This is a genomic window from Serratia plymuthica, assembly GCF_018336935.1.
Taxonomy (GTDB): domain Bacteria; phylum Pseudomonadota; class Gammaproteobacteria; order Enterobacterales; family Enterobacteriaceae; genus Serratia; species Serratia plymuthica_B.
In genome coordinates, this window is the sequence record NZ_CP068771.1 from 2,802,019 (window position 1) to 2,822,438 (window position 20,420).

27 protein-coding genes and 1 riboswitch are annotated in these 20,420 nt (G+C 53.8%); of the genes, 13 read left to right on the plus strand and 14 right to left on the minus strand.

The window, feature by feature from the left end; translation table 11 throughout:
* Positions 1 to 120: 120 nt before the first annotated feature.
* Positions 121 to 1,737, plus strand: coding sequence for an EAL domain-containing protein (locus JK621_RS13000; protein ID WP_212556348.1), 1,617 nt, complete (start codon positions 121 to 123; stop codon positions 1,735 to 1,737).
* Between the two features lie 18 nt (positions 1,738 to 1,755).
* Here the strand turns inward: JK621_RS13000 and JK621_RS13005 are convergent, their stop codons facing one another.
* Positions 1,756 to 3,300 carry a TerC family protein gene (locus JK621_RS13005; RefSeq protein WP_212556349.1) on the minus strand — a complete coding sequence of 515 codons (1,545 nt, stop codon included), beginning with the start codon at positions 3,298 to 3,300 and terminating at the stop codon, positions 1,756 to 1,758.
* Between the two features lie 617 nt (positions 3,301 to 3,917).
* On the opposite strand from JK621_RS13005, the gene manX reads away from it, so the two are divergent.
* From manX to JK621_RS13035, 6 genes are all read left to right on the plus strand, one after another.
* Positions 3,918 to 4,889 (plus strand): PTS mannose transporter subunit IIAB, encoded by a 972-nt coding sequence (manX, locus tag JK621_RS13010; protein ID WP_212556350.1) that lies wholly within the window; start codon positions 3,918 to 3,920, stop codon positions 4,887 to 4,889.
* 55 nt (positions 4,890 to 4,944) lie between these two features.
* Positions 4,945 to 5,745 carry a PTS mannose/fructose/sorbose transporter subunit IIC gene (locus JK621_RS13015; protein WP_004945641.1) on the plus strand — a complete coding sequence of 267 codons (801 nt, stop codon included), beginning with the start codon at positions 4,945 to 4,947 and terminating at the stop codon, positions 5,743 to 5,745.
* Positions 5,746 to 5,760: 15 nt separating this feature from the next.
* Positions 5,761 to 6,603, plus strand: coding sequence for a PTS mannose transporter subunit IID (locus JK621_RS13020; protein WP_212556351.1), 843 nt, complete (start codon positions 5,761 to 5,763; stop codon positions 6,601 to 6,603).
* 54 nt (positions 6,604 to 6,657) lie between these two features.
* The gene (locus JK621_RS13025; protein WP_212556352.1) at positions 6,658 to 7,116 is read left to right on the plus strand and encodes a DUF986 family protein; all 459 of its coding nucleotides are present in this window, start codon (positions 6,658 to 6,660) and stop codon (positions 7,114 to 7,116) included.
* 221 nt (positions 7,117 to 7,337) lie between these two features.
* A riboswitch (yybP-ykoY riboswitch) is annotated at positions 7,338 to 7,521 on the plus strand.
* Between the two features lie 11 nt (positions 7,522 to 7,532).
* Complete coding sequence (mntP, locus tag JK621_RS13030; protein WP_212556353.1) at positions 7,533 to 8,102, plus strand: manganese efflux pump MntP; 570 nt, start codon at positions 7,533 to 7,535, stop codon at positions 8,100 to 8,102.
* Positions 8,103 to 8,129: 27 nt separating this feature from the next.
* Positions 8,130 to 8,312, plus strand: a complete 183-nt coding sequence (locus JK621_RS13035; protein WP_212556354.1) for a hypothetical protein — start codon at positions 8,130 to 8,132, stop codon at positions 8,310 to 8,312.
* Here JK621_RS13035 and rlmA read toward each other — a convergent pair.
* Positions 8,309 to 9,127 (minus strand): 23S rRNA (guanine(745)-N(1))-methyltransferase, encoded by an 819-nt coding sequence (gene rlmA, locus JK621_RS13040; protein ID WP_212556355.1) that lies wholly within the window; start codon positions 9,125 to 9,127, stop codon positions 8,309 to 8,311. The two genes, JK621_RS13035 and rlmA, sit on opposite strands and share 4 nt — an antisense overlap.
* Positions 9,128 to 9,259: 132 nt before the next feature.
* Here rlmA and JK621_RS13045 point away from each other — a divergent pair, with 132 nt between their 5' ends.
* Positions 9,260 to 9,973 carry a polyphenol oxidase family protein gene (locus JK621_RS13045; protein WP_212556356.1) on the plus strand — a complete coding sequence of 238 codons (714 nt, stop codon included), beginning with the start codon at positions 9,260 to 9,262 and terminating at the stop codon, positions 9,971 to 9,973.
* Between the two features lie 55 nt (positions 9,974 to 10,028).
* Here the strand turns inward: JK621_RS13045 and cspE are convergent, their stop codons facing one another.
* The 3 genes from cspE to JK621_RS13060 all read right to left on the minus strand — a co-directional run bounded on the left by cspE (position 10,029) and on the right by JK621_RS13060 (position 12,254).
* Positions 10,029 to 10,238: a transcription antiterminator/RNA stability regulator CspE gene (gene cspE / locus JK621_RS13050; RefSeq protein WP_002221949.1), complete on the minus strand. Its 210-nt coding sequence runs from the start codon at positions 10,236 to 10,238 to the stop codon at positions 10,029 to 10,031.
* Between the two features lie 41 nt (positions 10,239 to 10,279).
* On the minus strand, positions 10,280 to 10,396 hold the full coding sequence (locus JK621_RS13055) for a DUF2627 domain-containing protein (protein ID WP_002211058.1): 117 nt from the start codon (positions 10,394 to 10,396) through the stop codon (positions 10,280 to 10,282).
* A gap of 859 nt (positions 10,397 to 11,255) precedes the next feature.
* A complete protein-coding gene (locus tag JK621_RS13060) occupies positions 11,256 to 12,254 on the minus strand; it encodes an MBL fold metallo-hydrolase (RefSeq protein ID WP_212556357.1) in 999 nt (332 codons plus the stop codon).
* 222 nt (positions 12,255 to 12,476) lie between these two features.
* Between JK621_RS13060 and JK621_RS13065 the strand changes: the two genes are divergently transcribed.
* Entirely contained in the window at positions 12,477 to 12,767 is a 291-nt protein-coding gene (locus tag JK621_RS13065) for a hypothetical protein (RefSeq protein ID WP_212556358.1), read from the plus strand.
* 39 nt (positions 12,768 to 12,806) lie between these two features.
* Here JK621_RS13065 and JK621_RS13070 read toward each other — a convergent pair whose 3' ends face one another.
* From JK621_RS13070 to JK621_RS13080, 3 genes are all read right to left on the minus strand, one after another.
* Positions 12,807 to 14,174: an amino acid permease gene (locus JK621_RS13070; RefSeq protein ID WP_212556359.1), complete on the minus strand. Its 1,368-nt coding sequence runs from the start codon at positions 14,172 to 14,174 to the stop codon at positions 12,807 to 12,809.
* Between the two features lie 175 nt (positions 14,175 to 14,349).
* Positions 14,350 to 14,586 (minus strand): DUF4060 family protein, encoded by a 237-nt coding sequence (locus JK621_RS13075; RefSeq protein WP_006321600.1) that lies wholly within the window; start codon positions 14,584 to 14,586, stop codon positions 14,350 to 14,352.
* Positions 14,587 to 14,653: 67 nt separating this feature from the next.
* Complete coding sequence (locus tag JK621_RS13080) at positions 14,654 to 14,968, minus strand: phage protein NinX family protein (RefSeq protein ID WP_212556360.1); 315 nt, start codon at positions 14,966 to 14,968, stop codon at positions 14,654 to 14,656.
* 169 nt (positions 14,969 to 15,137) lie between these two features.
* On the opposite strand from JK621_RS13080, the gene fos reads away from it, so the two are divergent.
* Positions 15,138 to 15,545, plus strand: a complete 408-nt coding sequence (gene fos, locus JK621_RS13085; RefSeq protein ID WP_212556361.1) for a fosfomycin resistance glutathione transferase — start codon at positions 15,138 to 15,140, stop codon at positions 15,543 to 15,545.
* A gap of 47 nt (positions 15,546 to 15,592) precedes the next feature.
* Here fos and JK621_RS13090 read toward each other — a convergent pair whose 3' ends face one another.
* Together JK621_RS13090 and JK621_RS13095 are read right to left on the minus strand one after the other, a co-directional pair.
* A complete protein-coding gene (locus JK621_RS13090; protein WP_212556362.1) occupies positions 15,593 to 15,865 on the minus strand; it encodes a YebO family protein in 273 nt (90 codons plus the stop codon).
* 99 nt (positions 15,866 to 15,964) lie between these two features.
* On the minus strand, positions 15,965 to 16,123 hold the full coding sequence (locus JK621_RS13095) for a PhoP/PhoQ regulator MgrB (RefSeq protein ID WP_212556363.1): 159 nt from the start codon (positions 16,121 to 16,123) through the stop codon (positions 15,965 to 15,967).
* Between the two features lie 286 nt (positions 16,124 to 16,409).
* On the opposite strand from JK621_RS13095, the gene JK621_RS13100 reads away from it, so the two are divergent.
* Entirely contained in the window at positions 16,410 to 16,643 is a 234-nt protein-coding gene (locus JK621_RS13100) for a YobH family protein (RefSeq protein WP_212556364.1), read from the plus strand.
* A 40-nt stretch (positions 16,644 to 16,683) separates the two neighbouring features.
* On the opposite strand, the gene JK621_RS13105 is transcribed toward JK621_RS13100, so the two are convergent.
* Positions 16,684 to 16,923 (minus strand): DUF2766 family protein, encoded by a 240-nt coding sequence (locus tag JK621_RS13105; protein WP_212556365.1) that lies wholly within the window; start codon positions 16,921 to 16,923, stop codon positions 16,684 to 16,686.
* A 200-nt stretch (positions 16,924 to 17,123) separates the two neighbouring features.
* On the opposite strand from JK621_RS13105, the gene JK621_RS13110 reads away from it, so the two are divergent.
* Both JK621_RS13110 and JK621_RS13115 read left to right on the plus strand, forming a co-directional pair.
* On the plus strand, positions 17,124 to 17,336 hold the full coding sequence (locus JK621_RS13110; protein WP_212556366.1) for a YccJ family protein: 213 nt from the start codon (positions 17,124 to 17,126) through the stop codon (positions 17,334 to 17,336).
* Between the two features lie 515 nt (positions 17,337 to 17,851).
* Positions 17,852 to 18,238 (plus strand): helix-turn-helix domain-containing protein, encoded by a 387-nt coding sequence (locus tag JK621_RS13115; protein ID WP_126483292.1) that lies wholly within the window; start codon positions 17,852 to 17,854, stop codon positions 18,236 to 18,238.
* Positions 18,239 to 18,265: 27 nt separating this feature from the next.
* On the opposite strand, the gene JK621_RS13120 is transcribed toward JK621_RS13115, so the two are convergent.
* The 3 genes from JK621_RS13120 to JK621_RS13130 all read right to left on the minus strand — a co-directional run bounded on the left by JK621_RS13120 (position 18,266) and on the right by JK621_RS13130 (position 20,254).
* Positions 18,266 to 18,622, minus strand: coding sequence for a DUF1304 domain-containing protein (locus tag JK621_RS13120; protein WP_212556367.1), 357 nt, complete (start codon positions 18,620 to 18,622; stop codon positions 18,266 to 18,268).
* A gap of 429 nt (positions 18,623 to 19,051) precedes the next feature.
* Positions 19,052 to 19,993 (minus strand): pirin family protein, encoded by a 942-nt coding sequence (locus JK621_RS13125; protein ID WP_212556368.1) that lies wholly within the window; start codon positions 19,991 to 19,993, stop codon positions 19,052 to 19,054.
* Positions 19,994 to 20,089: 96 nt separating this feature from the next.
* The gene (locus JK621_RS13130; protein ID WP_212556369.1) at positions 20,090 to 20,254 is read right to left on the minus strand and encodes a hypothetical protein; all 165 of its coding nucleotides are present in this window, start codon (positions 20,252 to 20,254) and stop codon (positions 20,090 to 20,092) included.
* Positions 20,255 to 20,420: the final 166 nt, after the last annotated feature.

Genomic DNA, 20,420 nt, shown 5'->3' on the forward strand with positions numbered 1-20,420 from the left:
ATAATTTACTGGGTTACCATCATTCTTGTATAACGACAAGCTAGAATTAGCCGAGTATCATTCCATGGCAATTTGGCCTGACGAGGATTCTTGGCTAGCTTACCGAACAAGGATTTACCGATGTTGATGACCCAACTTGCCGTGACTAAATACCGCTATTACCGTTGGCTGCTGGCCGGGGCGGTTGGGTTGGCTATTCTGTTGCTCTCGCTGTATACCCGCTACTATCAGGAACTCGGTACCATTGAGCAAAGCCAACGGGTACTGGCCACCCGCACCGTCACCAAAATCAACAATCTGCTGGCGCCGGCCGAGCTGCAGGCCGTGCGCTCAATGTCCTTGTTGGACCAACCCTGCGAGACCGTCATGCCGACGCTGCGCTTTCGCGCCGCGCAAAATCAGGCGCTGCGGGCCATGCTGTTGGTCAAAGACGGGATTATTTACTGTTCCAGCCTGTTCGGCGCGCGTAACTATGTTTTCAGCGTTATCTTGCCCACCCTGGCGGACGGCAGCGCGAAGCTGGCGCTGCGCCCTTCTCTTTCTGTCGCCAAAGGGGTGCCTACGCTTATCATGTGGACACCGGGCGCGGTCGATAACAACCTGAACGGCGTGCTGCATGTATTCAATATCGAGTTGCTGGCGAACTTCCTGCTCGAACCGCAGGAACCTTACGCACAGCAGGTGGTGCTGAACGTCGGCGACTATAGCCTGGAATATGGCCGACGAGAGATCCTGCGCAGGGATTCCCTGTCCACCGGCCTTCTCTATACCGCAAAATCAGCGCAATACCCTTTCTCCATCTCGCTGTTTGGCCCGCAGGCCAGCCTGCTCGCCCTGGGCGCACTGCCGCGCCATATCCCATTGGCGCTGTTGATTAGCCTGCTGGCGGCCTATGTCGTGTACCTGCTCACCGCCAATCGCATGAGCCTGTCCTATCATATTGGCCATGCCATTACCCACCGCGAGTTCCGCGTCTACTGTCAGCCGATCATCAACGCCGAAACGGGCCGTTGCATCGGGGTGGAAACCCTGCTGCGCTGGAAAAACAAACGCCAGGGCTGGATCTCGCCGGACGTATTTATTCCTCTCGCGGAGCAACATGGGTTGATCATCGCCCTGACCCGCTACCTGATGAGCACCGTGGTGGAAAACCTGCGGTTGTTCCCGCCACGTCCGTCGTTTTATATCAGCATTAATGTCGCCGCAGAGCATTTCAATGCGGTCACCCTTATCGACGATATTCGTCGTATCTGGCTGCCGGCCCAGCCGATGCCCTCGTTGATGCTGGAGCTTACCGAACGCACCGCTCTGTCTGAAATTCAGTATGAGCAAATCAAAACGCTGAAGGAAATGGGGATCATGCTGGCAATCGATGATTTCGGCACCGGTCACAGCTCGCTCAGTTACCTGAAAAAGCTCAGCCCTGACGTGTTGAAAATCGATCGCGGCTTTACCGCCGCCATCGGTACCGATGCGATCAACGCGACCGTCACCGATACCATCATTACGTTGGCGCACCGGCTGAAGCTAAAGCTGGTGGCCGAGGGGGTGGAAACCGCTGAACAGGCGGATTATCTACGCTCACACGACGTGAACGCGCTGCAGGGTTTCTATTTCGCCAAACCGATGCCAATCAACGTATTTCCGCTGTGGTTACAGCAATATGAATCGCGATTGCGAGCGATGAGCGTACGTGAGGAACGGCAAATCGAGGGGGAAAGCAAACCGGAGGCGTGATGCCCCCGGTTCGTCATGTTACGGCTGTTCCTCGTCGTGAGGCGTCACTTTACTGATACGCACCAGCTCGATGCGGTACTCCGAGACTTCAATAATTTCGAAGCGCAGCTGGTTTAGCTCCACCACATCCCCCGCAGCCGGCATCTGGCCGTAGTGAGCAAGCAGGAAGCCCGCCAATGTAGCGTAATCCGCCGTCGGGCTGACCAGATCTTCGCAGTTCAGCGCCTGCTCCAGCGAGTGCAGATCGGTACCGCCCTTCGCCAGCCAGCTCGCATCTTCCACTACGATATCCGGCGTCTCATCCTCATCCGGGAATTCGCCGGCAATGGCCTCCAGCACGTCCAGCGGCGTTACCAGCCCCTGTACCACGCCAAACTCATTGGTCACCACCACCAGACGCCCTTTGGCCCGGCGCAATACCGCCAACAGGTTGATTACGTCCATGGTTTCCGGCACCACTATCGGCGGCGTGCGTGCGGCAAACTCGGCGATATTCTCGCCCTGTTCCACCGCCACCAGCAGATCCTTGGCGCGCACCACGCCGATAATCTCGTCCAGCGAATCACGGCAAACAGGGAACAGACTGTGCGGCGTATCCAGCAGTTGTTCGCGCACCTCTTCGCGGGAACGATCGCAATCCACCCACGAAATTTCGGTGCGCGGCGTCATTACGCTGCGCAGGGAACGCGAAGCCAGCGTCAACACGCCGCTGATCATGTAGCGTTCTTCCGCCGCAAAGGTCTCATTCACCGGCTGAGGTACGGCTTCATCCGTCTGCTGCGAACGCTGTTGACCCATCAGGCGCATAATCGCCTCGGCGGTGCGCTCGCGCATCGGGCGATGCGCCTGGTGTTTGATAAAGTTACGGCGAGCAATCTGGTTAAACAACTCGATCAGGATCGAGAAGCCAATCGCAGCGTACAGGTAACCTTTAGGAATATGCATGCCAAAGCCTTCGGCGATCAGGCTCAGACCGATCATCAACAGGAAACTCAGGCACAGCACCACAATGGTAGGGTGCGCGTTCACGAAATTGGTCAGCGGTTTTGACGCCACCAACATCACCACCATGGCAATCACCACCGCAGTCATCATTACCGGCAGGTCGTTCACCATCCCCACGGCGGTAATCACCGCATCAAGCGAGAACACCGCGTCAAGGATCACAATCTGCACCACAACCGCCCAGAACTTGGCGTAACCGCGGTTGGCGCCGTCCTGATGCGATTGACCTTCCAACCGTTCATGCAATTCCATGGTGGCTTTGAACAACAGGAAGACACCGCCGAACAGCAAGATCAGATCGCGTCCGGAGAAGTTGAAATCCGCCACGCTGAACAGCGGCGTCGTCAGCGTAACCATCCAGGAGATGACCGACAACAGGCCCAGACGCATAAACAGCGCCAGCGACAGACCAAGTATACGCGCTTTGTCGCGCTGCTTCGGCGGCAGCTTATCGGCCAGAATGGCGATAAACACCAGGTTGTCGATGCCCAGTACAATTTCCAATACCACCAGCGTAAGTAACCCAGCCCAAATCGAGGGGTCCATTAAAAATTCCATATCAGACTCCGGAAAAAAGACAGGATGGCCGAGCGGAGCTCAGGCGTGACGATGCCGACGCAGAGTGCGCACAGACAACAACAGCAAGATAACGGGATTGCAGTACCGGGGGGTGGCCGAAGGGCCGAGTGACTTGTGTTACGCCAGCAGGTGGCGGGTGGAACCTTGAAAAACAGTAACTTCGGTGACAGTCCATAGGGTGGGCTGAGGCCCTTCACTCCTAAATATGAAAGAGGAAATACTCTAGCAGGAATTTTTTTTACGGCAAAGAAGCTTTTTTACCTTCAGCATCCTCTTGTAACAGGTCTGTTGTTTAATCACTCAAACATCGCCTTAAGATTTGTCTGAGCGCTCAATAACGGAGCAACGTCACAAAATTTATTTTTTCACTCACTAAAATAAATGACGCCAATGTGAATTAACACGCACAGGCTTTTGAAACTGCGCGAGAAATGCTAAACCCGCGTTTCTGATTTTCTACCATAATGTATTTGAACTGCCAGAAAGGATATCAAGAACGACACAATCCGTGCATATACCCGATAGCTTTCACGTTGCAGCCAACAACGCTGCGGCTTGAACGATGACGGGTATGAAGTTTAATGAGGAGGTAGCGAGTGGCAATAGCTATTATCATCGGCACACACGGGACCGCAGCGGAACAATTGCTGAAGACGACGGAAATGCTATTGGGCGAGCAAGATAATGTCGCTTTTATAGACTTCGTCCCCGGTGAAAACGCCGAAACGTTAATCGATAAATATAATGTGAAAATCAGCGAGCTAGACACCAGCGGTGGCGTCTTGTTCCTGGTGGATACCTGGGGCGGCAGCCCATTCAACGCGGCCAGTCGCATTGCCGTCGATAAAGAAAACCATGAGGTCGTCACCGGGGTTAACATTCCCATGCTGGTGGAAACGTTCATGGCACGGGACGATAACCCAGGCTTCGACGAATTGGTCGCTCTGGCGTTGGAAACCGGCCGTGAAGGCGTTAAAGCGCTGAAAAAACCGGAAGAAGAGAGTGTTAAGCCCGCGGCACCACAAAGTTCCCCCGCCGCCAAACCCGCCGCACCGCAGGCACCGCTTGGCCCCAATGACCATATGAAGATCGGCCTGGCGCGCATCGATGACCGCCTGATTCACGGCCAGGTTGCCACCCGTTGGACCAAGGAAACCAACGTCAGCCGCATCATTGTCATCAGCGACGAAGTCGCCGCCGATCACGTCCGCAAAACCTTACTGACCCAAGTGGCCCCGCCGGGCGTTACCGCGCACGTGGTCGACGTGGCGAAAGCCATCCGCGTATGGAACAACCCGAAATATGCCGGTGACCGCGTGATGCTGCTGTTCACGAATCCGACCGATGTTTGGCGCCTGGTCGAAGCCGGTGTGGATATCAAATCGGTGAATATCGGCGGTATGGCGTTTCGCCAGGGGAAAACCCAGGTCAACAATGCCGTGTCGGTCGACGAAAAAGATATCGAAGCGTTTAAGAAATTAAACGATCGCGGTATTGAACTGGAAGTTCGCAAGGTTTCGTCCGACAGCCGGTTAAAAATGATGGACCTGATTAACAAACTCAGTTAATGGCGACAGCCAATAATTATTTTACTCAGAGCTCTTTGGTCATAGGAGAAGTGCAATGGAGATCACCACTCTTCAGATTGTGCTGATATTTATCGTTGCCTGTATCGCCGGGATGGGATCCGTCCTCGACGAGTTCCAGTTCCACCGTCCGCTGGTCGCCTGTACCCTGATTGGCTTTATTCTCGGTGATATGAAAACCGGCATCATCATCGGCGGTACGCTGGAGATGATCGCACTGGGCTGGATGAATATCGGTGCTGCGGTCGCGCCAGATGCGGCGTTGGCTTCCATCATTTCCACCATTCTGGTTATTGCCGGCGGCCAGAGCGTCGGTGCCGGTATCGCGCTGGCCATACCGCTGGCGGCGGCCGGGCAAGTGCTGACCATCATAGTACGAACCCTGACCGTCGCCTTCCAGCACGCCGCAGACAGCGCAGCGGAGCGCGGCAGTTTGCGCGCCATCACCTGGATCCACATCTCCGCCCTGCTGTTGCAGGCGATGCGTATCGCCATCCCGGCGGTTATCGTGGCCATCTCGGTGGGCACCGCAGGCGTCCACGCTCTGCTTAACTCGATCCCGGAAGTCGTCACCAGCGGCCTGAACATCGCCGGCGGGATGATCGTGGTGGTCGGTTACGCCATGGTGATCAACATGATGCGCGCCGGTTACCTGATGCCCTTCTTCTACCTCGGCTTCGTTACCGCCGCCTTCACCAACTTTAACCTGGTGGCGCTCGGCGTCATCGGCGTGGTGATGGCCGTGCTTTATATCCAGCTCAGTCCGAAATACAACAAGTCTCAGGTTGTTCAGGCTGGCCCGGCTAATGCCAACGATCTCGATAACGAACTCGACTAGGAATAGGTGAGAGAAATGGTTGATACAACAGCTCAAAAGAAACTCACGCCGGCCGATATTCGCGGTGTGTTCCTGCGCTCGAACCTGTTCCAGGGTTCATGGAACTTCGAACGCATGCAGGCGCTGGGTTTTTGCTTCTCTATGGTGCCGGTGATCCGTCGCCTGTACCCGGAAAATAACGACGACCGCAAACGGGCGATCAAACGCCACCTGGAATTCTTCAACACCCACCCTTACGTGGCGGCACCGGTGCTTGGCGTTACCATGGCGATGGAAGAACAACGCGCCAACGGCGCACCTATCGACGATGCGGCCATCAACGGCATCAAGGTCGGTTTGATGGGGCCGCTGGCCGGCGTGGGCGACCCGATCTTCTGGGGCACGGTGCGACCGGTTTTCGCCGCGCTCGGTGCCGGTATCGCCATGAGCGGCAGCCTGCTTGGCCCCATTCTGTTCTTTGTCTTGTTCAACCTGGTGCGCCTGTTGACCCGCTATTACGGCGTGGCCTACGGTTACCGCAAAGGGGTGGATATCGTTAATGACATGGGTGGCGGCTTCCTGCAAAAACTGACGGAAGGAGCGTCCATTCTTGGCCTGTTTGTGATGGGAGCCTTGGTTAACAAGTGGACGCACGTGAATATCCCGCTGGTGGTGTCGAAGATCACCGACCAGACCGGGCAGACTAAGGTGACCACGGTGCAAACCATTCTCGATCAGTTGATGCCGGGTCTGGTGCCGCTGCTGCTGACCTTTGGCTGTATGTGGCTGCTGCGCAGAAAAGTGAATGCGTTGTGGATTATCATCGGCTTCTTCGCCATCGGTATCTTCGGTTACTGGATTGGCCTGCTGGGCCTGTAAAGCGAGTCGCTACCGGGGGGAAACCCCCGGTTTTTTTATTTGTGGAGTTGAAAGATGTCGCTGACCGATAGCGTATTACTGATTTTCATCGCACTGATGCTGCTGTATGCGATTTACGACGAATTCGGCATGAACCTGCTGAAGGGCAAAACATGGCTTAAAGTGCCGTTAAAACGCCGTAACCGGATCGACTGCCTGATTTTCGTCGGTCTGATTGCCATTTTGATTTACCGTAACGTCACCACCAACGGCGAAATACTGACCACCTACCTGCTTATTTCTTTAGCACTGATCGCCGTCTACATTTCCTATATTCGCTGGCCAAAGATGTTGTTTAAAACACAGGGTTTCTTTTATGCCAATACCTTCATTGAATATAAGCGCATTAAGGCGATGAATTTATCCGAAGATGGCATCCTGGTCATAGATCTGGAGCAGCGTCGGTTGCTCATTCAAGTTACGCAATTAGATGACCTGGAAAGGATTTATCATTTTTTCGTTGAAAATCAATAAATAAATAACGCACTAACTTTTCTGCCCATCGCTAACACGCGCTGTATATGGATAATTAATCAACAACCTCAGCGCTTATCCGTTTATTATTTACGCAACATTGTTGCATCAGCCTACATTATATTCCCTCTTGCAATTCTTTAATGAAAACAATTCTCAATTCCAACAAGAATATTATCAAGTAATTAAGGTTGTCGTCGTCAGAAATATTATGGTATGGTTGCGCCGTCATTGGGGAGTAGCCGGTTTCTGGGCAATAAAACGCCAGAAACGCCCGTATCAACATACTCGTTTCGGACTCTGAAACGTGGTGCGGGCAGCCAGGTAAGGTTGGCGAGACCATAGACACGTAACTCCGTCGTATGGTTGGGGGTGGGTTACGTGTATATGGAGCCGCCCGGCCGAGGCTAGTTAACATGAATCTTTCCGCTACACTCATTCTCGCTTTTGGCATGTCCATGGATGCGTTCGCCGCGTCGATCGGCAAAGGTGCCAGCCTGCATCAACCCCGTTTTCGTGAAGCCCTGCGTACCGGACTTATCTTCGGCGTGGTCGAAGCCATTACGCCGATCATCGGCTGGGCGATTGGCCTGTTCGCCAGCCAGTACATCATGGAGTGGGATCACTGGGTAGCCTTCTCTCTGCTGTTCATTCTCGGTACGCGCATGATTGTCGAAGGCGTCAGAAACCGGCCGGACGAAGTGGAAAAAGTGAAGCGCCACGGCTTCTGGCTGTTGGTGGCCACCGCTATCGCCACCAGCCTCGATGCCATGGCGATCGGCGTCGGCCTGGCCTTCCTGCAGGTCAATATTGTGCATACCGCCATGGCCATCGGCATGGCCACCATGATTATGGCGACGCTGGGTATGATGATTGGCCGCTTTATCGGCCCGCTGTTGGGCAAACGCGCAGAGATCATCGGCGGCGTGGTGCTTATTGGTATCGGCATTAATATTCTGTTGGAACATTTGGGCTATCTCGCCTGATTGTCGCTGAACGCAAAAAACCTGCCAATGGCAGGTTTTTTCGTTTATGGCTTAAGCATTCACCTTAGCTATCGCCCGGTCGGTTGTCGCTCTCCCGCGCGCGCCGAAAATCGCCACGCCAAACGCAGAACCGCTTTGCCTGCCGGCGTTGAGCGCGCAGACATGGAAGACGATGCGATCAGTGGCGAAGCGGCATCTCAGGCGGTTTAATCGGCTTGGCGACGGTACAGGCCTATAACGAAATCCGTTTCACAGGCGAATGCTTCGTTGGTACTCAGGCGCTGTTGCACCTCTGGAGAAGCCCGCCAGGCAAAAGGCGTCATCTGCAGCAGATTGGCTGCCTGCTCGCCCGGCAGCGTCATCGGATAGGCCAGTGCCTCGAGCCGCTCACAGTCAAAACCCGTCAGTTGCTCATCGGATTCCGCGTGCAGTTGCACCTGCTGATAAACCTGCTCTTTCAGTTGATACAGGTGACGCGGGCCGGGCGATACCGTCACTACCACGCCGCCGGGCTTCACGACCCGTGCCAGTTCTTCGGCTTTGCACGGCGCATAAATGCGCAGGACAGCGTCCAAAGAACGGTCGGCAAAGGGTAAACGGTGGCTGGACGCCACGCAGAACGACACCGCAGGATAACGTTTGGCCGCATAGCGGATCGCCACCTTAGCGACGTCCAGCCCATAAACGGCGATGTCACGCGGCGCCAATCGTGCAGCTACTTCGGCGGTGTAATAGCCTTCGCCGCAGCCGATATCCAGCAGCGCCTGCGCCTCATCCCCCAGCGCCTGCTCCAGCAGTTCCGCCACGCGTTGCTGCAACGGCCGATAAAATCCGGCGTCGAGAAAAGCGCGCCGCGCCTGCATCATTTCCGCGCTGTCTCCCGGCTGCTTCGAGCGCTTATGCTGCACCGGCAGCAGATTGACATAGCCTTCTTTGGCGCAGTCAAACTGATGGTTGGCATCGCAACGCCATTGCAAGTGAGAAAAATGAAGCGGCTGGTGACACAGAGGGCACTGATAAGACATGATTGGATTCCAGAGAGATACGGCGCGGGTAGTCTAAAGAAGGCTTCTGCGCGATGCAAGACAGGCCTGGCCAACGGATAAAAAAGCTGGCTACACTGACGTAATGTTTTCTGACGCAGGCAAAGACGTTATATGACCGACTACTCCCCGCTTCTCAGCACCGTTCCGGCCATTCAGCACGGATTCGGCAACAAAAGTGCCCTGCTGCCCGGGCACCTGCAACCTTACCGCGCCACGCTGCCGGAAAAAAAGCAGGTGCACGGTACGCGCATCGTCGACATTCATCAGGCGGCCCAAATTTGCGGTGAAGCCGACGGTTTTTACACGACTCAACCCGGCATTCTGCTCAGCGTATTGACGGCAGACTGCCTGCCGGTCATTTTCAGCCGCAACGACGGCTCGGCCATTGCGGCCGTGCATGCCGGTTGGCGCGGTTTGCTGGATGGCATTCTTGAGCAACTGGCGGCGCGCATCGGCCGCGATGATTCTACGGCCAACTGGGTAGCCGCCATCGGCCCCGCTGCCGGCCCGTGCTGCTATGAGGTGAACGAAGAGCTGGTTGCACGCTTTAAACAGCAGTTGCCGCTGCCCGCCGCCTTGATCAGCCCAAGCTATCGCCATCTGGATCTGGCTGCCATCGCCGAATACAAACTCAGCGAGCTGGGGTTTGCCGCCGTTGATCGCGCCGGGAGTTGCACCATCTGCACGCCGAATACCGATGCGCAGTACCCGCAGCGCTTTAAATACACCAGCTACCGCCGCAACAGCCACCGACGCGAGCAAGATCCCGGGCACCCGGGCATTACCGGCCGCAATCAGTACGCGGGCATTATTATCGCCGGCTGAGCGCAGACACGAAAAAGCCCGCACGGAGGCGGGCTTTTTGTACAGCTGACGCTGATTAGATAGCAGTAACGTTTACTGCAGATGGGCCTTTCTGGCCATCTTGGATTTCGAACTCAACGTTCTGGCCTTCAGCCAGGGTTTTGAAGCCGTTACCCTGGATTGCAGAGAAGTGTACGAACACGTCTTTGCTGCCGTCAGCTGGGGTGATGAAACCGAAACCTTTAGACTCGTTGAACCACTTAACTTGACCTTTGATCTTTGCCATCTTGAGTATTTCCTTTGGATTGTTTAAACCGCCCGTAGGCGTTACATAGACAAACTAGAGTCGTTACTGCTTGAGGCACTAAGATAAGGATCGGCAGAGAAGCGGTATTCAACGCTAACGTCTTTACTCAGAACTTCTTTACTGAAAATGCCACACATATACAGAACTGTACCTCGTTTTACCCAGATGCGTTATCACATACTCTGTATTCGATGGCAAGCCATTTTTAATCACTGATGGACCTGTCGCACATATTTGAAACGGTCGAGAGCAACATAAGCTTAAATAGGCTAAAAGATGTTGAAGCCTTAGCTATTTTCTGCTTAACGGTCACACTGCGCTACACTCCGCAGCCTGACTGAATTTTAACAATTCTTTCATCCGATTGCCCCCACGCGTGACAACATATAACCGCTGCCGGACGCTTAGAACGTTAAAAAATTTGAATCTTTATGGAATTTCTTATGCAACATTTGAATATCGATGAACGGGCGTCTTCTCGGCTCAACTCATCTGACCACCATGTCGCCATCTGGATGGCTCGACGCCGGCCCCGCCCCCTGTCTGATAACGCCCCGTCGTCACAGAAAACAATACCGATACTAATTATCGATATTCGTTATTATGAACACCATCAGTGCAGCCACATCCCGGCATAAAAACAAATGGCATTGCCGCTTTAAGGTGCATAGGCATGCAACGGGGGAAATTTACGCACCATCATTGTGCATCACCGGATAAATACCCTGACGATAAGCGAGATTAAATAACGGCAATAACCCTGGCGTCTGCAAGAATGTATAGCGGAATTAAATCTTAAAAAGACAATGAGTATTTACGTTGCCGATAAAGCCAGCTCACGAGTCTATTTATTTTGGTTTTTTGCGCCTCGCCATTCACCTCCACTGCTCAGGCTAGCCGCCCTCCGCCGTTAGCCCGTACCGCGGCAGCCCGCAACCGGGCGGCCTTACAGGCAGTTCAGCCTGAAAATCGCCCACCAGGGAAGGGCTGTAACGCTTAAGAGTTAGGTTCAAGCGCAATGCGCTCGCCAATTTTGATTGGCAAGAACTGATGCTGAACTATTCCGGCAGAACTCAACGCCAGATTTAATTGCTGCGGCGGCTCATCCAGCGACTCATCGGCCAATTCAAAAACGCCCCAATGAATCGGAATAACCCGCGGTGAATTTAATTGCTGATACAGCGTCACCGACTGCTGCGGATCCATATGTTGTTCCTGCATGAACCAGCGCGGTGCATAAGCGCCTATCGGCAACGCCGCCACGTCAAACGGCCCCAGACGCGCGCCAATATCCGCCAGCCGATCGGAATAACCGCTGTCCCCGGAAAAATAGAAACGGAGCGCCGGATGATGAATAACCCAGCCGCACCATAAAGAGCGATTGCGATCCCACAAGGTGCGCATGCTCCAGTGGCGCGCCGGCGTACAGTGGAACCTTAACTCGCCCAACGACAGACTCTCCCACCAGTCCAGCTCCTCCACGCGTTTGAGGCGATAACGTCGGAACCAACTTTTTAACCCCAGCGGCACGATAAAGGTCGCGCTGGGAAAACGTTGCGCCAGTTGGCGTACGGTACGCCGATCGAGGTGGTCGTAATGGTTGTGGGAGATTAGTACCACATCCACCGCCGGCAGTTGTTGCACCGTCAACGGCGGCGGCGTCTTGCGCTTAGGGCCATAGAAACTCAGCGGTGACGCGCGTTGCGAAAGCACCGGATCGATCAGGATATAGCGGCCATCCAGGCGCAGCAGCATCGAAGCGTGCCCCAGCCACCAGATACTGTTATCGCTGCCGCTGAGATCGGCGCGTTGCCACCAACGCTGAGTAAACTGCCGGTACCCCAACTGCGGCGGTTTGGGCAATCCTTGCCGCTTACGCTCGTTCTGCCAGCGCCTCAGATCCCCTTCCTGACGCTGAGTCGGTTCAGGATTGCGGAACCCTTCCGGGGTGTGGTGCGCTTTAGCCGCATCATAGTAACGATTGGTTCTCTTCAAATTGCTCTCCCGACCACTGCGGACACCCTGCACGGGCAGAGTAGATAACATAACAAGATAGTCGATTGGTGTGCTTTGTGAACCGTGCTCACTTCAGGGGGGACCTTTTCGGATATTGTGTTGTCACAGTCCCTATGAGCATGCCAGGGCCGTAAAGAGCCTGTTAAGCATCTCTTAAGATCTTTATGATTTACTGATAGGACATTCAGAAAAGGAGAAGTTATGAGCCGTTCTACATCACGCAAATCACGTGTTCGTATGGGCCGTATCCGTAGCGCGATGCGGCCACAGATGCAGTATTGGAAAATGTATGCCGCGATGAAGCTCCGGCGAGTAAGGGTGCCTGCCCCGCTGGTGCTGCTGTTTGGCGCGCTGGTGAGTTTTTTCATGCTGGGCGTGTTGATGCTTAGCGTGGTCGCTATCGATATCGTCACTACCCTGTTCCTGTTGTGCAAGAAGCTGTTGGGACTGGGTCGCGGCAATCAGGGCAACGCCTTTATGCCACGTAGTTAAAGCCTGAGCCGGAGGCGCACAAGGCGCCTCCGTTATAGATTAACTCCTCACTTTGGCGCCTTTACGGCGCGTCAGCATAAAGCCAACCCACAGCAACAGGATCCATACCGGCATCAGCAGTACGGAGATGCGGATCCCTTCGCTGAAATACATGATCACCAGAATCAGGCCGAGAAACGCCAGGCACAGGTAGTTGCCAAAGGGATACCACAGCGCCTTGAAACTCGGGATCACCCCTTGGCGGTTTTTCGCCGCACGGAACTTCAGGTGCGCCAGGCAAATCATCACCCAGTTAATCACCAGTGTGGACACCACCAGCGCCATCAACAGCTCAAATGCCTTGCCGGGCATCACGTAATTTATCAGCACGCCGACAGAGGTCACCAGCGCCGACAGCGCGATGGACAGCACCGGCACGCCGCGCTTATTCACCCGGGTCAACGCCTTCGGCGCATTCCCCTGAGTCGCCAGGCCGAACAGCATACGGCTGTTGGCGTAGACCCCGCTGTTATACACCGACAGCGCCGCCGTCAGCACCACCACGTTAAGAAGGGTCGCCACCAGGCTGCTGTTCAGCGCGTGAAAAATCATCACGAACGGGCTACCGCCTTCCACCACCTTGTCCCATGGGTAGAGAGAAAGCAGCACAGTCAGCGAACCGATATAAAAAATCAGGATGCGGTACACCACCTGGTTGGTGGCTTTCGGAATGCTGCGGCGCGGATCGGCGGCTTCCGCCGCAGTGATACCGACCATCTCCAGCCCACCGAATGAAAACATGATGACCGCCATCGCCATCACCAACCCTTCGAAACCGTGCGGCATAAAGCCGCCCTGCTCCCACAGGTTACCGATGCTGGCTTGCGGGCCGCCGTTGCCGCTGGCCAACAGCCAGGCGCCGAAGACGATCATGCCGACAATCGCGACCACCTTGATGATGGCGAACCAGAACTCCGTTTCGCCGTACAGGCGCACGTTGACCAGGTTGATCAGATTAATCAGCACAAAAAAGACCGCAGCGGAGACCCAGGTCGGGATGTCCGGCCACCAATACTGAATATAAATCCCTACGGCAGTTAACTCGGCCATGCCGACCAGGATGAACATCGCCCAATAATTCCAGCCGGAAAGAAAACCGGCGAAATCGCCCCAGTATTTATAGGCAAAGTGGCTGAATGAACCCGCGACTGGCTCTTCAACCACCATTTCACCCAGTTGGCGCATAATGAGAAAAGCGATAAAGCCACCGATTGCATAGCCCAGCAACACGGAAGGGCCGGCCATTTTAATGGTCTGCGCGATGCCGAGAAACAAGCCGGTACCGATGGCGCCCCCAAGGGCGATAAGTTGTATATGTCTGTTTTTTAAACCGCGTTTTAGCGGAGTATCCTGTTGCTGACCGCCCATCTTATCCTCATATGGCGTTGAATCCCGTCGCTTTTGCACAAGATTTCGCCAATCAATAAATGTATCTGCGGGCGGCTTTTTAACACTTAACCCCGGGAGCATCAAGGAGAAGCACCCCGGCAACGGAGACCAGGGCGCTATTTTATGCAAAGAAAGGGGCCAGAATGGCTGAGATTCAGTTGGGCAGACCGCACAGTTTGGTCAGATTGCGTGCGCCAATCATCAAGGTTGCGACGTAAGACTGGCTGCGCGTGACCACTTCCACCGCCACGCGATCGTTTTGATATTTTATCAGGTAGGTAGAGGGCCAGCCCTGTCGGCGCTGCCCAAAGCTTTCTGCGTGACGATCGATTGCCGCATGGGCAATCACCAGATGAGACAAGTTTTTATCACCTTTAATAATGCGCTTCATAAACAGGCTCCGCCAGAGACAGTTCTGTTGTCATAAAAAGGGAAAAATCATCAGTATTTCTGGTGGTTCAACGTACCATTTCGGTGGTTTGCTGGCTCAGCAGGAAACAGATCATCGCTGCGCGCAATGGGCTGCTGCTGTCCGCTTGCCACTCGCCACGCTGGGTGATCATTCGCGCCTGCCACTGCGGGCTATCGCTTTGCTCGTCGGCATTCAAACTGATTTTATTGGCGCAGATAATCGGCCAGGCATCGGAGGGATTCTTGCAATAGTCTTTACCTTTCACGCCGCCATAAGGATACCATTTGTCCGGGTTTTCTCCGGTGATCAACGCAATGCTGCGGTTCACCTCGGCGTCGCTTTCTTCATACCATTTAATCATCGGCTTTATCCATCTTTCGTAAGGTTGGCGCTACATTACGATGCCAATACGACAGATTTATGACAAAACGGCGGCTTTTCATATTATCCATACTAATGTTTTACCACTTTATCTTCCCGACCAGGATGATTACACTTTTTAGCTGTTTCTTTACACGGAAATTATCGCCATGTTGAGCGGCCTCAACCACCTGACGCTCGCAGTACGCGACGTCAACCGCAGTTTCGATTTCTATACCCACCAGTTGGGGTTCATTCCGCGCGCACGCTGGCAACATGGCGCCTATCTGTCGCTTGGGGAACTGTGGCTGTGCCTGTCATGGGACAATTCTCGGCCGCTTAACGCCCCGGGTGACTACACCCATTACGCCTTCAGCGTGGCGGCAGAGAATTTTGCGACCGTGACATTACGGCTGCGCCAGGCAGGAGTCACAGAGTGGAAAAGCAATCGCAGCGAGGGAGCATCACTGTACTTTCTCGATCCCGACGGGCATCGGTTAGAACTCCACAGCGGCGATCTGGCAAGCCGTCTGGCAGCATGCCGCGTTCAGCCTTATCAGGGGATGGAGTTTTTCTGAGGAAGGAGGTGGCGCAAAGCGTGGCGCGCCACCCGACAGGCATCTGATTAACGCTCGGGGATAAAACCTTTGAAATCCAGCTCCGGACTGAGATCGTCATCGTCCGCCACGCTGCCGCCGCGAGCGCTTTGCGCCAGGCTCTTCAGTAACGCCGTTTGCTGGCGCTGCTGCTCGGCGATTTCCTGCAACAGGCGAATCTGTTCATTGGCACGCACGCTGGCGCGGTTCACCAGGAACCAGCCCCATAATCCCACCAGCAGCGCCAGCGCTGCGATGGCCAGCGAAACCAGGCTATTTGGACCAAAACCTAAATCGTACATGGACAACCCTATCTACTGCTAAAATCAGGCGGACATCTTAGCACTCCGGGCAAGGGCGCGAACATCTCTGCGGAAAATTGTTGCGCACCGCCGCGCACCTTACCAGGGAACAAAGCGAGTGATTGAACAAATCCCCAACGCAAACCTCTCCCCCTCATCGCAATAACTATCCAGCGCCAGCAGGTAAAAAAACAGACAGGCAGCCAGCGCCGCAATTATCACGAGGAATTTTTTTCGCAACAAATTTAGCAGCCTCATTGTTATCTTGGTAACTTGTTGTCAGCTTATCACAGCCAACTTAAACGAAGTTTAACCCGTCGTTTAGAAATCTCACCTGGGTTTACTTTTCAGAATGTTACCGTTGCGCCCTGCTCTGGCTCATGGCTATATCGCACTACCCGTCATACTTGAAGCTGTCTCTGTGTTGGCTGCACTCACTTACCCGAATCACTTACCAGCGTAAGCTCATCGGGATAAGTTCCCTGGCCGCCTTGAGACAACTCCAATTATTTCGGGTATATCGCTGTAATTAACAGGAGTCACTATGGGTAAGTTGATTAAGTGGATCGTAGCGCTGGCGGTGCTGTATGGCGTATTTCTGCTTTCGGGGTACGGCGTGCTTATCGGCAACAATCAAAACGTCGCCGGGCTGGGGTTGCAGTGTAAATATCTGACGGCGCGTAATGTGGTGATAGCGCAGTATCTGCACGGTGACAACGGCGTAATTGGCGTTGCCGACTGCCCGCTGTTCAAAAAGATCGAAACGGTGGTGGATTGATCACCACCGTCCGAAACCGCCGCCAAACGGCGGTTTCACATCAATTGCGAGTAAATTTCATCTCAATCAACGCAATCGCTTTTTCGATCGCCCGCCGAGTCACCGGGTCGGCACCGGCAGGATGAGTGGAAAAATCGATGCTTTTCAACTGACTTGCCATTTTGTCCCGCACCTCGGTCGGTGCGATAACGTCAATGACATCCAGAATTTGTTTGATGACCAGTTGGCAGGCGACCAGATCGGAAGCCAATTCCTGGTCGTTGCACAGCATGTCGGACATGGTTACTTTCCTTCTTAGTTCAGACGCCGCACAGAATACCATGCCGCCTGCCGCTTTGCCGCCCCCTGGCCGTTTAGCGCTGAATTTTCAGCGCTAATGCGCATTGGCCATCAAAACGCCCTGCCGAATTGGCCTATACTTGGGGCTTGAGCGCTGCTTTTGGCAGCGCATTGCAAACCCTAACCTAGCGGGAGAGAGCGATGGCCAACCACAATGTGAAATCCTGGGCGACAGTGCGTGAAACGTCGGTTGAAATTGCCGAGGCGATTTTTGAACTGGCGAAGAACGACGAGAAGTTGGCGCAAAAAATCTGGGAGGAAGGCAGCGACGAAGCGTTGCAAATGGCGTTCGCCAAAACCAGCGCCGACCAGCTGTACTGGGGCGAAGAAACCGTAGAACGCAAAAACGTCTGATTGGGAAGGCATCAACAAAAAGCCCGGATGAAAGATACCGCCGTAAATTTCAGGTCGCAGCCAAAACGCGCTGGCTTGAAACACGACGGGTATTAGCATCCAGGCTTTTTCGGTCGTCTGTCATACCCCACTGCGGGTTATACTGTGGCCAAAAATCACGGTTCTTCACCTCCCACACCTTCCGCATTGTTCATTCTCATCACCGGCGTCACCATAAAAGCGGCAACCCCCACGATTACAACCAGAGTAATAATCACTGTCATTAACATGCGATCACCCCATCAACGCTGAGTTGTTACGGCTGACTCTGTCTAGGCTGTTTATTTCCTGCGGCCTGAACCACTTCAGTATCAGCGGTAGCGGGCAATCTCAGAGTAGCCGTTTTTCCTTCCAACTGACAAGCCACATGATGATGGTTTTTCCGAATAATTTCGCCCCGGTGCCTGCGGGCTTTTTGTCCGGGGCGGCAAGTTGTGTATACTTCACCGCTATGTAGATCTCACACAGACGCACTGATGATCCAAGAACATCACCTCTCATTAGTCTGCGCCCTCAGCAAATGGGTCGAAAATCACCTCGGTAGAGTGATCCATCTCGAAGAGCTGGCCGAGTACTCCGGCTACTCCCTGTGGCACATGCAGAAGTTGTTCAAAGAAGCGACCGGGATTTCGCTGGGCAAGTATATCCGTGAACGCCGGCTGGCCGGCGCGGTTTACCAACTACGCAGTAGCGACGCTACTATTTTTGACATTGCGCTGGACTTTGGTTTTGGCTCGCAGTCACATTTTACTTATATGTTCAGAAAGCGGTTCAACATCACACCTTATGATTTTCGTCAGGATCTAAGCGTGGATTTGCACATCGCCCCCCCGTTGCACATCATCCATCAGAAAACCGCCTGACAGCCCTCCCGCCGCACCGCCGGCGGGCTAATGATGGGCCCAAATAACCGCCAGTATGGCAATCAACGCAGGTAGCGCCTGGACCTTAAGAATTTTACGGCTTGCCGTCAGGCCGCCGAAGACGCCCGCCACCAGCACGCAGCCAAGGAAAAACAGTTGCACCGCCGGATCAGCACGCCAAACGCCCCATGCCAGCCCCGCGGCCAAAAAACCGTTATACAACCCTTGGTTAGCCGCCAACACGCGCGTTGCAGCCGCAAATTCCGCCGTGGTGGCGAATACGCGTCTGCCGGTCGGGGCTTGCCAAAGGAACATTTCCAGGATCAAAATATATAAATGAATCGCGGCTATGAATAAGACGATAATATTAGAAAGAATTATCATTGTATTTAGTAAGGTTAATTAAGAGGTAGGTTTAATAAGTATAACTGCATTCAGAAAATTGCGAATAACCGGACATAAAAAAACCCGCCGCAGCGGGTCTATTATCTAATCATCCAGTGTTAGCTTAGCGCAACAACCAGCATAGCTGCGATTGAGATCCAGAAAGCCGCCGTTGCAATAACAACATGGGATAATCTTGCACGATAGAGTACTTGGCTCATAATGACCTCACAGGCTTCTGACTAGCGGTTAGATAACAACACTTCTTGATAGATATCTTAATCCACTGCTCCGACCAATTATTTGCGCCAGATCACTATTTGCCAGATAAAGTATATTCGATCTAAAACATGGACTTTCGATCACATTAATTCAGCGTTAATAGAAAGAAATGAATATAGATCATCCCGCCGTTATAGCCGGAGGGCATCAAACATCGCTCCATGGCAGGCGTGGTGCGGTCAGGCGCGGGCCGCTATAGCCACTGACCTCCGGGAAACGGCTATTCCCCTGCTCCCAATCATGTTGTGCCCGAGTAATATCTTGCTTACTGTGGCCGACAAAGTTCCACCAAATGAGAATCTCTTCGTTTAATGGTGCTCCACCGATTAATAATGCCCGGCTGCCCTTCTTGGCCGTTAACCCGATCTGGTTAATATTCATTCCTAAATAGGCGAACTCATCAGGTGAAAATTTTTCATCATTAACCTCAAATGCACCAATAAGGGGCAAAAATCCTATTTCATAGTCTTCCCGTAAGGGTAATGGCAAATAGCCGTCGCTCTGCCACTCCAAATCAATGGCGATTAATGGCGAAAGAGTAAACACCGGGGAACGGTATTGCTCAAATTCCCCCACCAACAAAGTATGCTTCACGCCATTTTTTACCCAGGACGGCAAGTCAGGATAATGATCGAAGCGCGGGGCCATATCGGCATTGTCGGCCGGCAGAGCAATCCACAGCTGCGCAGCATGCAAACGCCGCTCTTCCCCCGTTGACTGCTCGGTATGGGCAATGCCGCGTCCTGCCGTCATCAGGTTGACCTGACCCGGGCGAATCACCTGCTCGCTGCCCAGACTGTCGCGATGCAGCACTTCTCCTTCAATCATCCAGGTAAAGGTTTGCAAGCCAATATGCGGGTGCGGACCCACGTCCATGCCTTTAGAAGAGCCGCTGAACACCGAAGGCCCGGCGTGGTCGAGAAAGCACCAGGCACCCACGGTACGGCGTTCACGGGTCGGTAAGGCACGGTTGATCGGGATACCGCCGACTTCGGCATTACGAGTGGTAATGCGCTGAATCTGACGCACCCCACCGACCGTTGGGCAATCACGGGAGGAGGAAGAATGGGTTGGGCGGGAGTTGCTCATCGTAACGCCTCCAGAACGGCACACAGGTTGAATTAATCAGGCAACCAGCTTATCACACAGCAAGCGGCCTAAATGCAACCAGGGAGGCGGAACCTGTCAGGATGTCTTGATATAGCAGCCTTTTACATCAACTTCGTCACGTGCATGCTTCAGATCGGAGAAATACGTCACACCAAAGAGTATTGATACGACCAACAACACGGAAACCAGCAGGCCGATAAGCGCCAGCAGTTTGGTTTCATCGTGGAGATTATGCTCCATTTTATCTCCTGTTCGGAACGACGTCATGTCAGCCACAGAGTGACTGACAGCGTAAAAATAATCAGAGAGCATGACGCTATCGCCAGTACAATGATGGCAAACTGCGCATCTCCCAGAGTTTCACGGTAGTTTTTGTCTTGTGAGGCATTACGTTGTTCTTTCACAA

Coding starts and splice junctions, on each gene's coding strand:
- JK621_RS13000 (WP_212556348.1), top strand. CDS start 121: ATGTTGATGACCCAACTTGCCGTGACTAAATACCGCTATTACCGTTGG.
- JK621_RS13005 (WP_212556349.1), bottom strand. CDS start 3,300: ATGGAATTTTTAATGGACCCCTCGATTTGGGCTGGGTTACTTACGCTG.
- JK621_RS13015 (WP_004945641.1), top strand. CDS start 4,945: ATGGAGATCACCACTCTTCAGATTGTGCTGATATTTATCGTTGCCTGT.
- JK621_RS13020 (WP_212556351.1), top strand. CDS start 5,761: ATGGTTGATACAACAGCTCAAAAGAAACTCACGCCGGCCGATATTCGC.
- JK621_RS13025 (WP_212556352.1), top strand. CDS start 6,658: ATGTCGCTGACCGATAGCGTATTACTGATTTTCATCGCACTGATGCTG.
- mntP (WP_212556353.1), top strand. CDS start 7,533: ATGAATCTTTCCGCTACACTCATTCTCGCTTTTGGCATGTCCATGGAT.
- JK621_RS13035 (WP_212556354.1), top strand. CDS start 8,130: ATGGCAGGTTTTTTCGTTTATGGCTTAAGCATTCACCTTAGCTATCGC.
- rlmA (WP_212556355.1), bottom strand. CDS start 9,127: ATGTCTTATCAGTGCCCTCTGTGTCACCAGCCGCTTCATTTTTCTCAC.
- JK621_RS13045 (WP_212556356.1), top strand. CDS start 9,260: ATGACCGACTACTCCCCGCTTCTCAGCACCGTTCCGGCCATTCAGCAC.
- cspE (WP_002221949.1), bottom strand. CDS start 10,238: ATGGCAAAGATCAAAGGTCAAGTTAAGTGGTTCAACGAGTCTAAAGGT.
- JK621_RS13055 (WP_002211058.1), bottom strand. CDS start 10,396: ATGTGTGGCATTTTCAGTAAAGAAGTTCTGAGTAAAGACGTTAGCGTT.
- JK621_RS13065 (WP_212556358.1), top strand. CDS start 12,477: ATGAGCCGTTCTACATCACGCAAATCACGTGTTCGTATGGGCCGTATC.
- JK621_RS13070 (WP_212556359.1), bottom strand. CDS start 14,174: ATGGGCGGTCAGCAACAGGATACTCCGCTAAAACGCGGTTTAAAAAAC.
- JK621_RS13075 (WP_006321600.1), bottom strand. CDS start 14,586: ATGAAGCGCATTATTAAAGGTGATAAAAACTTGTCTCATCTGGTGATT.
- JK621_RS13080 (WP_212556360.1), bottom strand. CDS start 14,968: ATGATTAAATGGTATGAAGAAAGCGACGCCGAGGTGAACCGCAGCATT.
- fos (WP_212556361.1), top strand. CDS start 15,138: ATGTTGAGCGGCCTCAACCACCTGACGCTCGCAGTACGCGACGTCAAC.
- JK621_RS13090 (WP_212556362.1), bottom strand. CDS start 15,865: ATGTACGATTTAGGTTTTGGTCCAAATAGCCTGGTTTCGCTGGCCATC.
- JK621_RS13095 (WP_212556363.1), bottom strand. CDS start 16,123: ATGAGGCTGCTAAATTTGTTGCGAAAAAAATTCCTCGTGATAATTGCG.
- JK621_RS13100 (WP_212556364.1), top strand. CDS start 16,410: ATGGGTAAGTTGATTAAGTGGATCGTAGCGCTGGCGGTGCTGTATGGC.
- JK621_RS13105 (WP_212556365.1), bottom strand. CDS start 16,923: ATGTCCGACATGCTGTGCAACGACCAGGAATTGGCTTCCGATCTGGTC.
- JK621_RS13110 (WP_212556366.1), top strand. CDS start 17,124: ATGGCCAACCACAATGTGAAATCCTGGGCGACAGTGCGTGAAACGTCG.
- JK621_RS13115 (WP_126483292.1), top strand. CDS start 17,852: ATGATCCAAGAACATCACCTCTCATTAGTCTGCGCCCTCAGCAAATGG.
- JK621_RS13120 (WP_212556367.1), bottom strand. CDS start 18,622: ATGATAATTCTTTCTAATATTATCGTCTTATTCATAGCCGCGATTCAT.
- JK621_RS13125 (WP_212556368.1), bottom strand. CDS start 19,993: ATGAGCAACTCCCGCCCAACCCATTCTTCCTCCTCCCGTGATTGCCCA.
- JK621_RS13130 (WP_212556369.1), bottom strand. CDS start 20,254: ATGGAGCATAATCTCCACGATGAAACCAAACTGCTGGCGCTTATCGGC.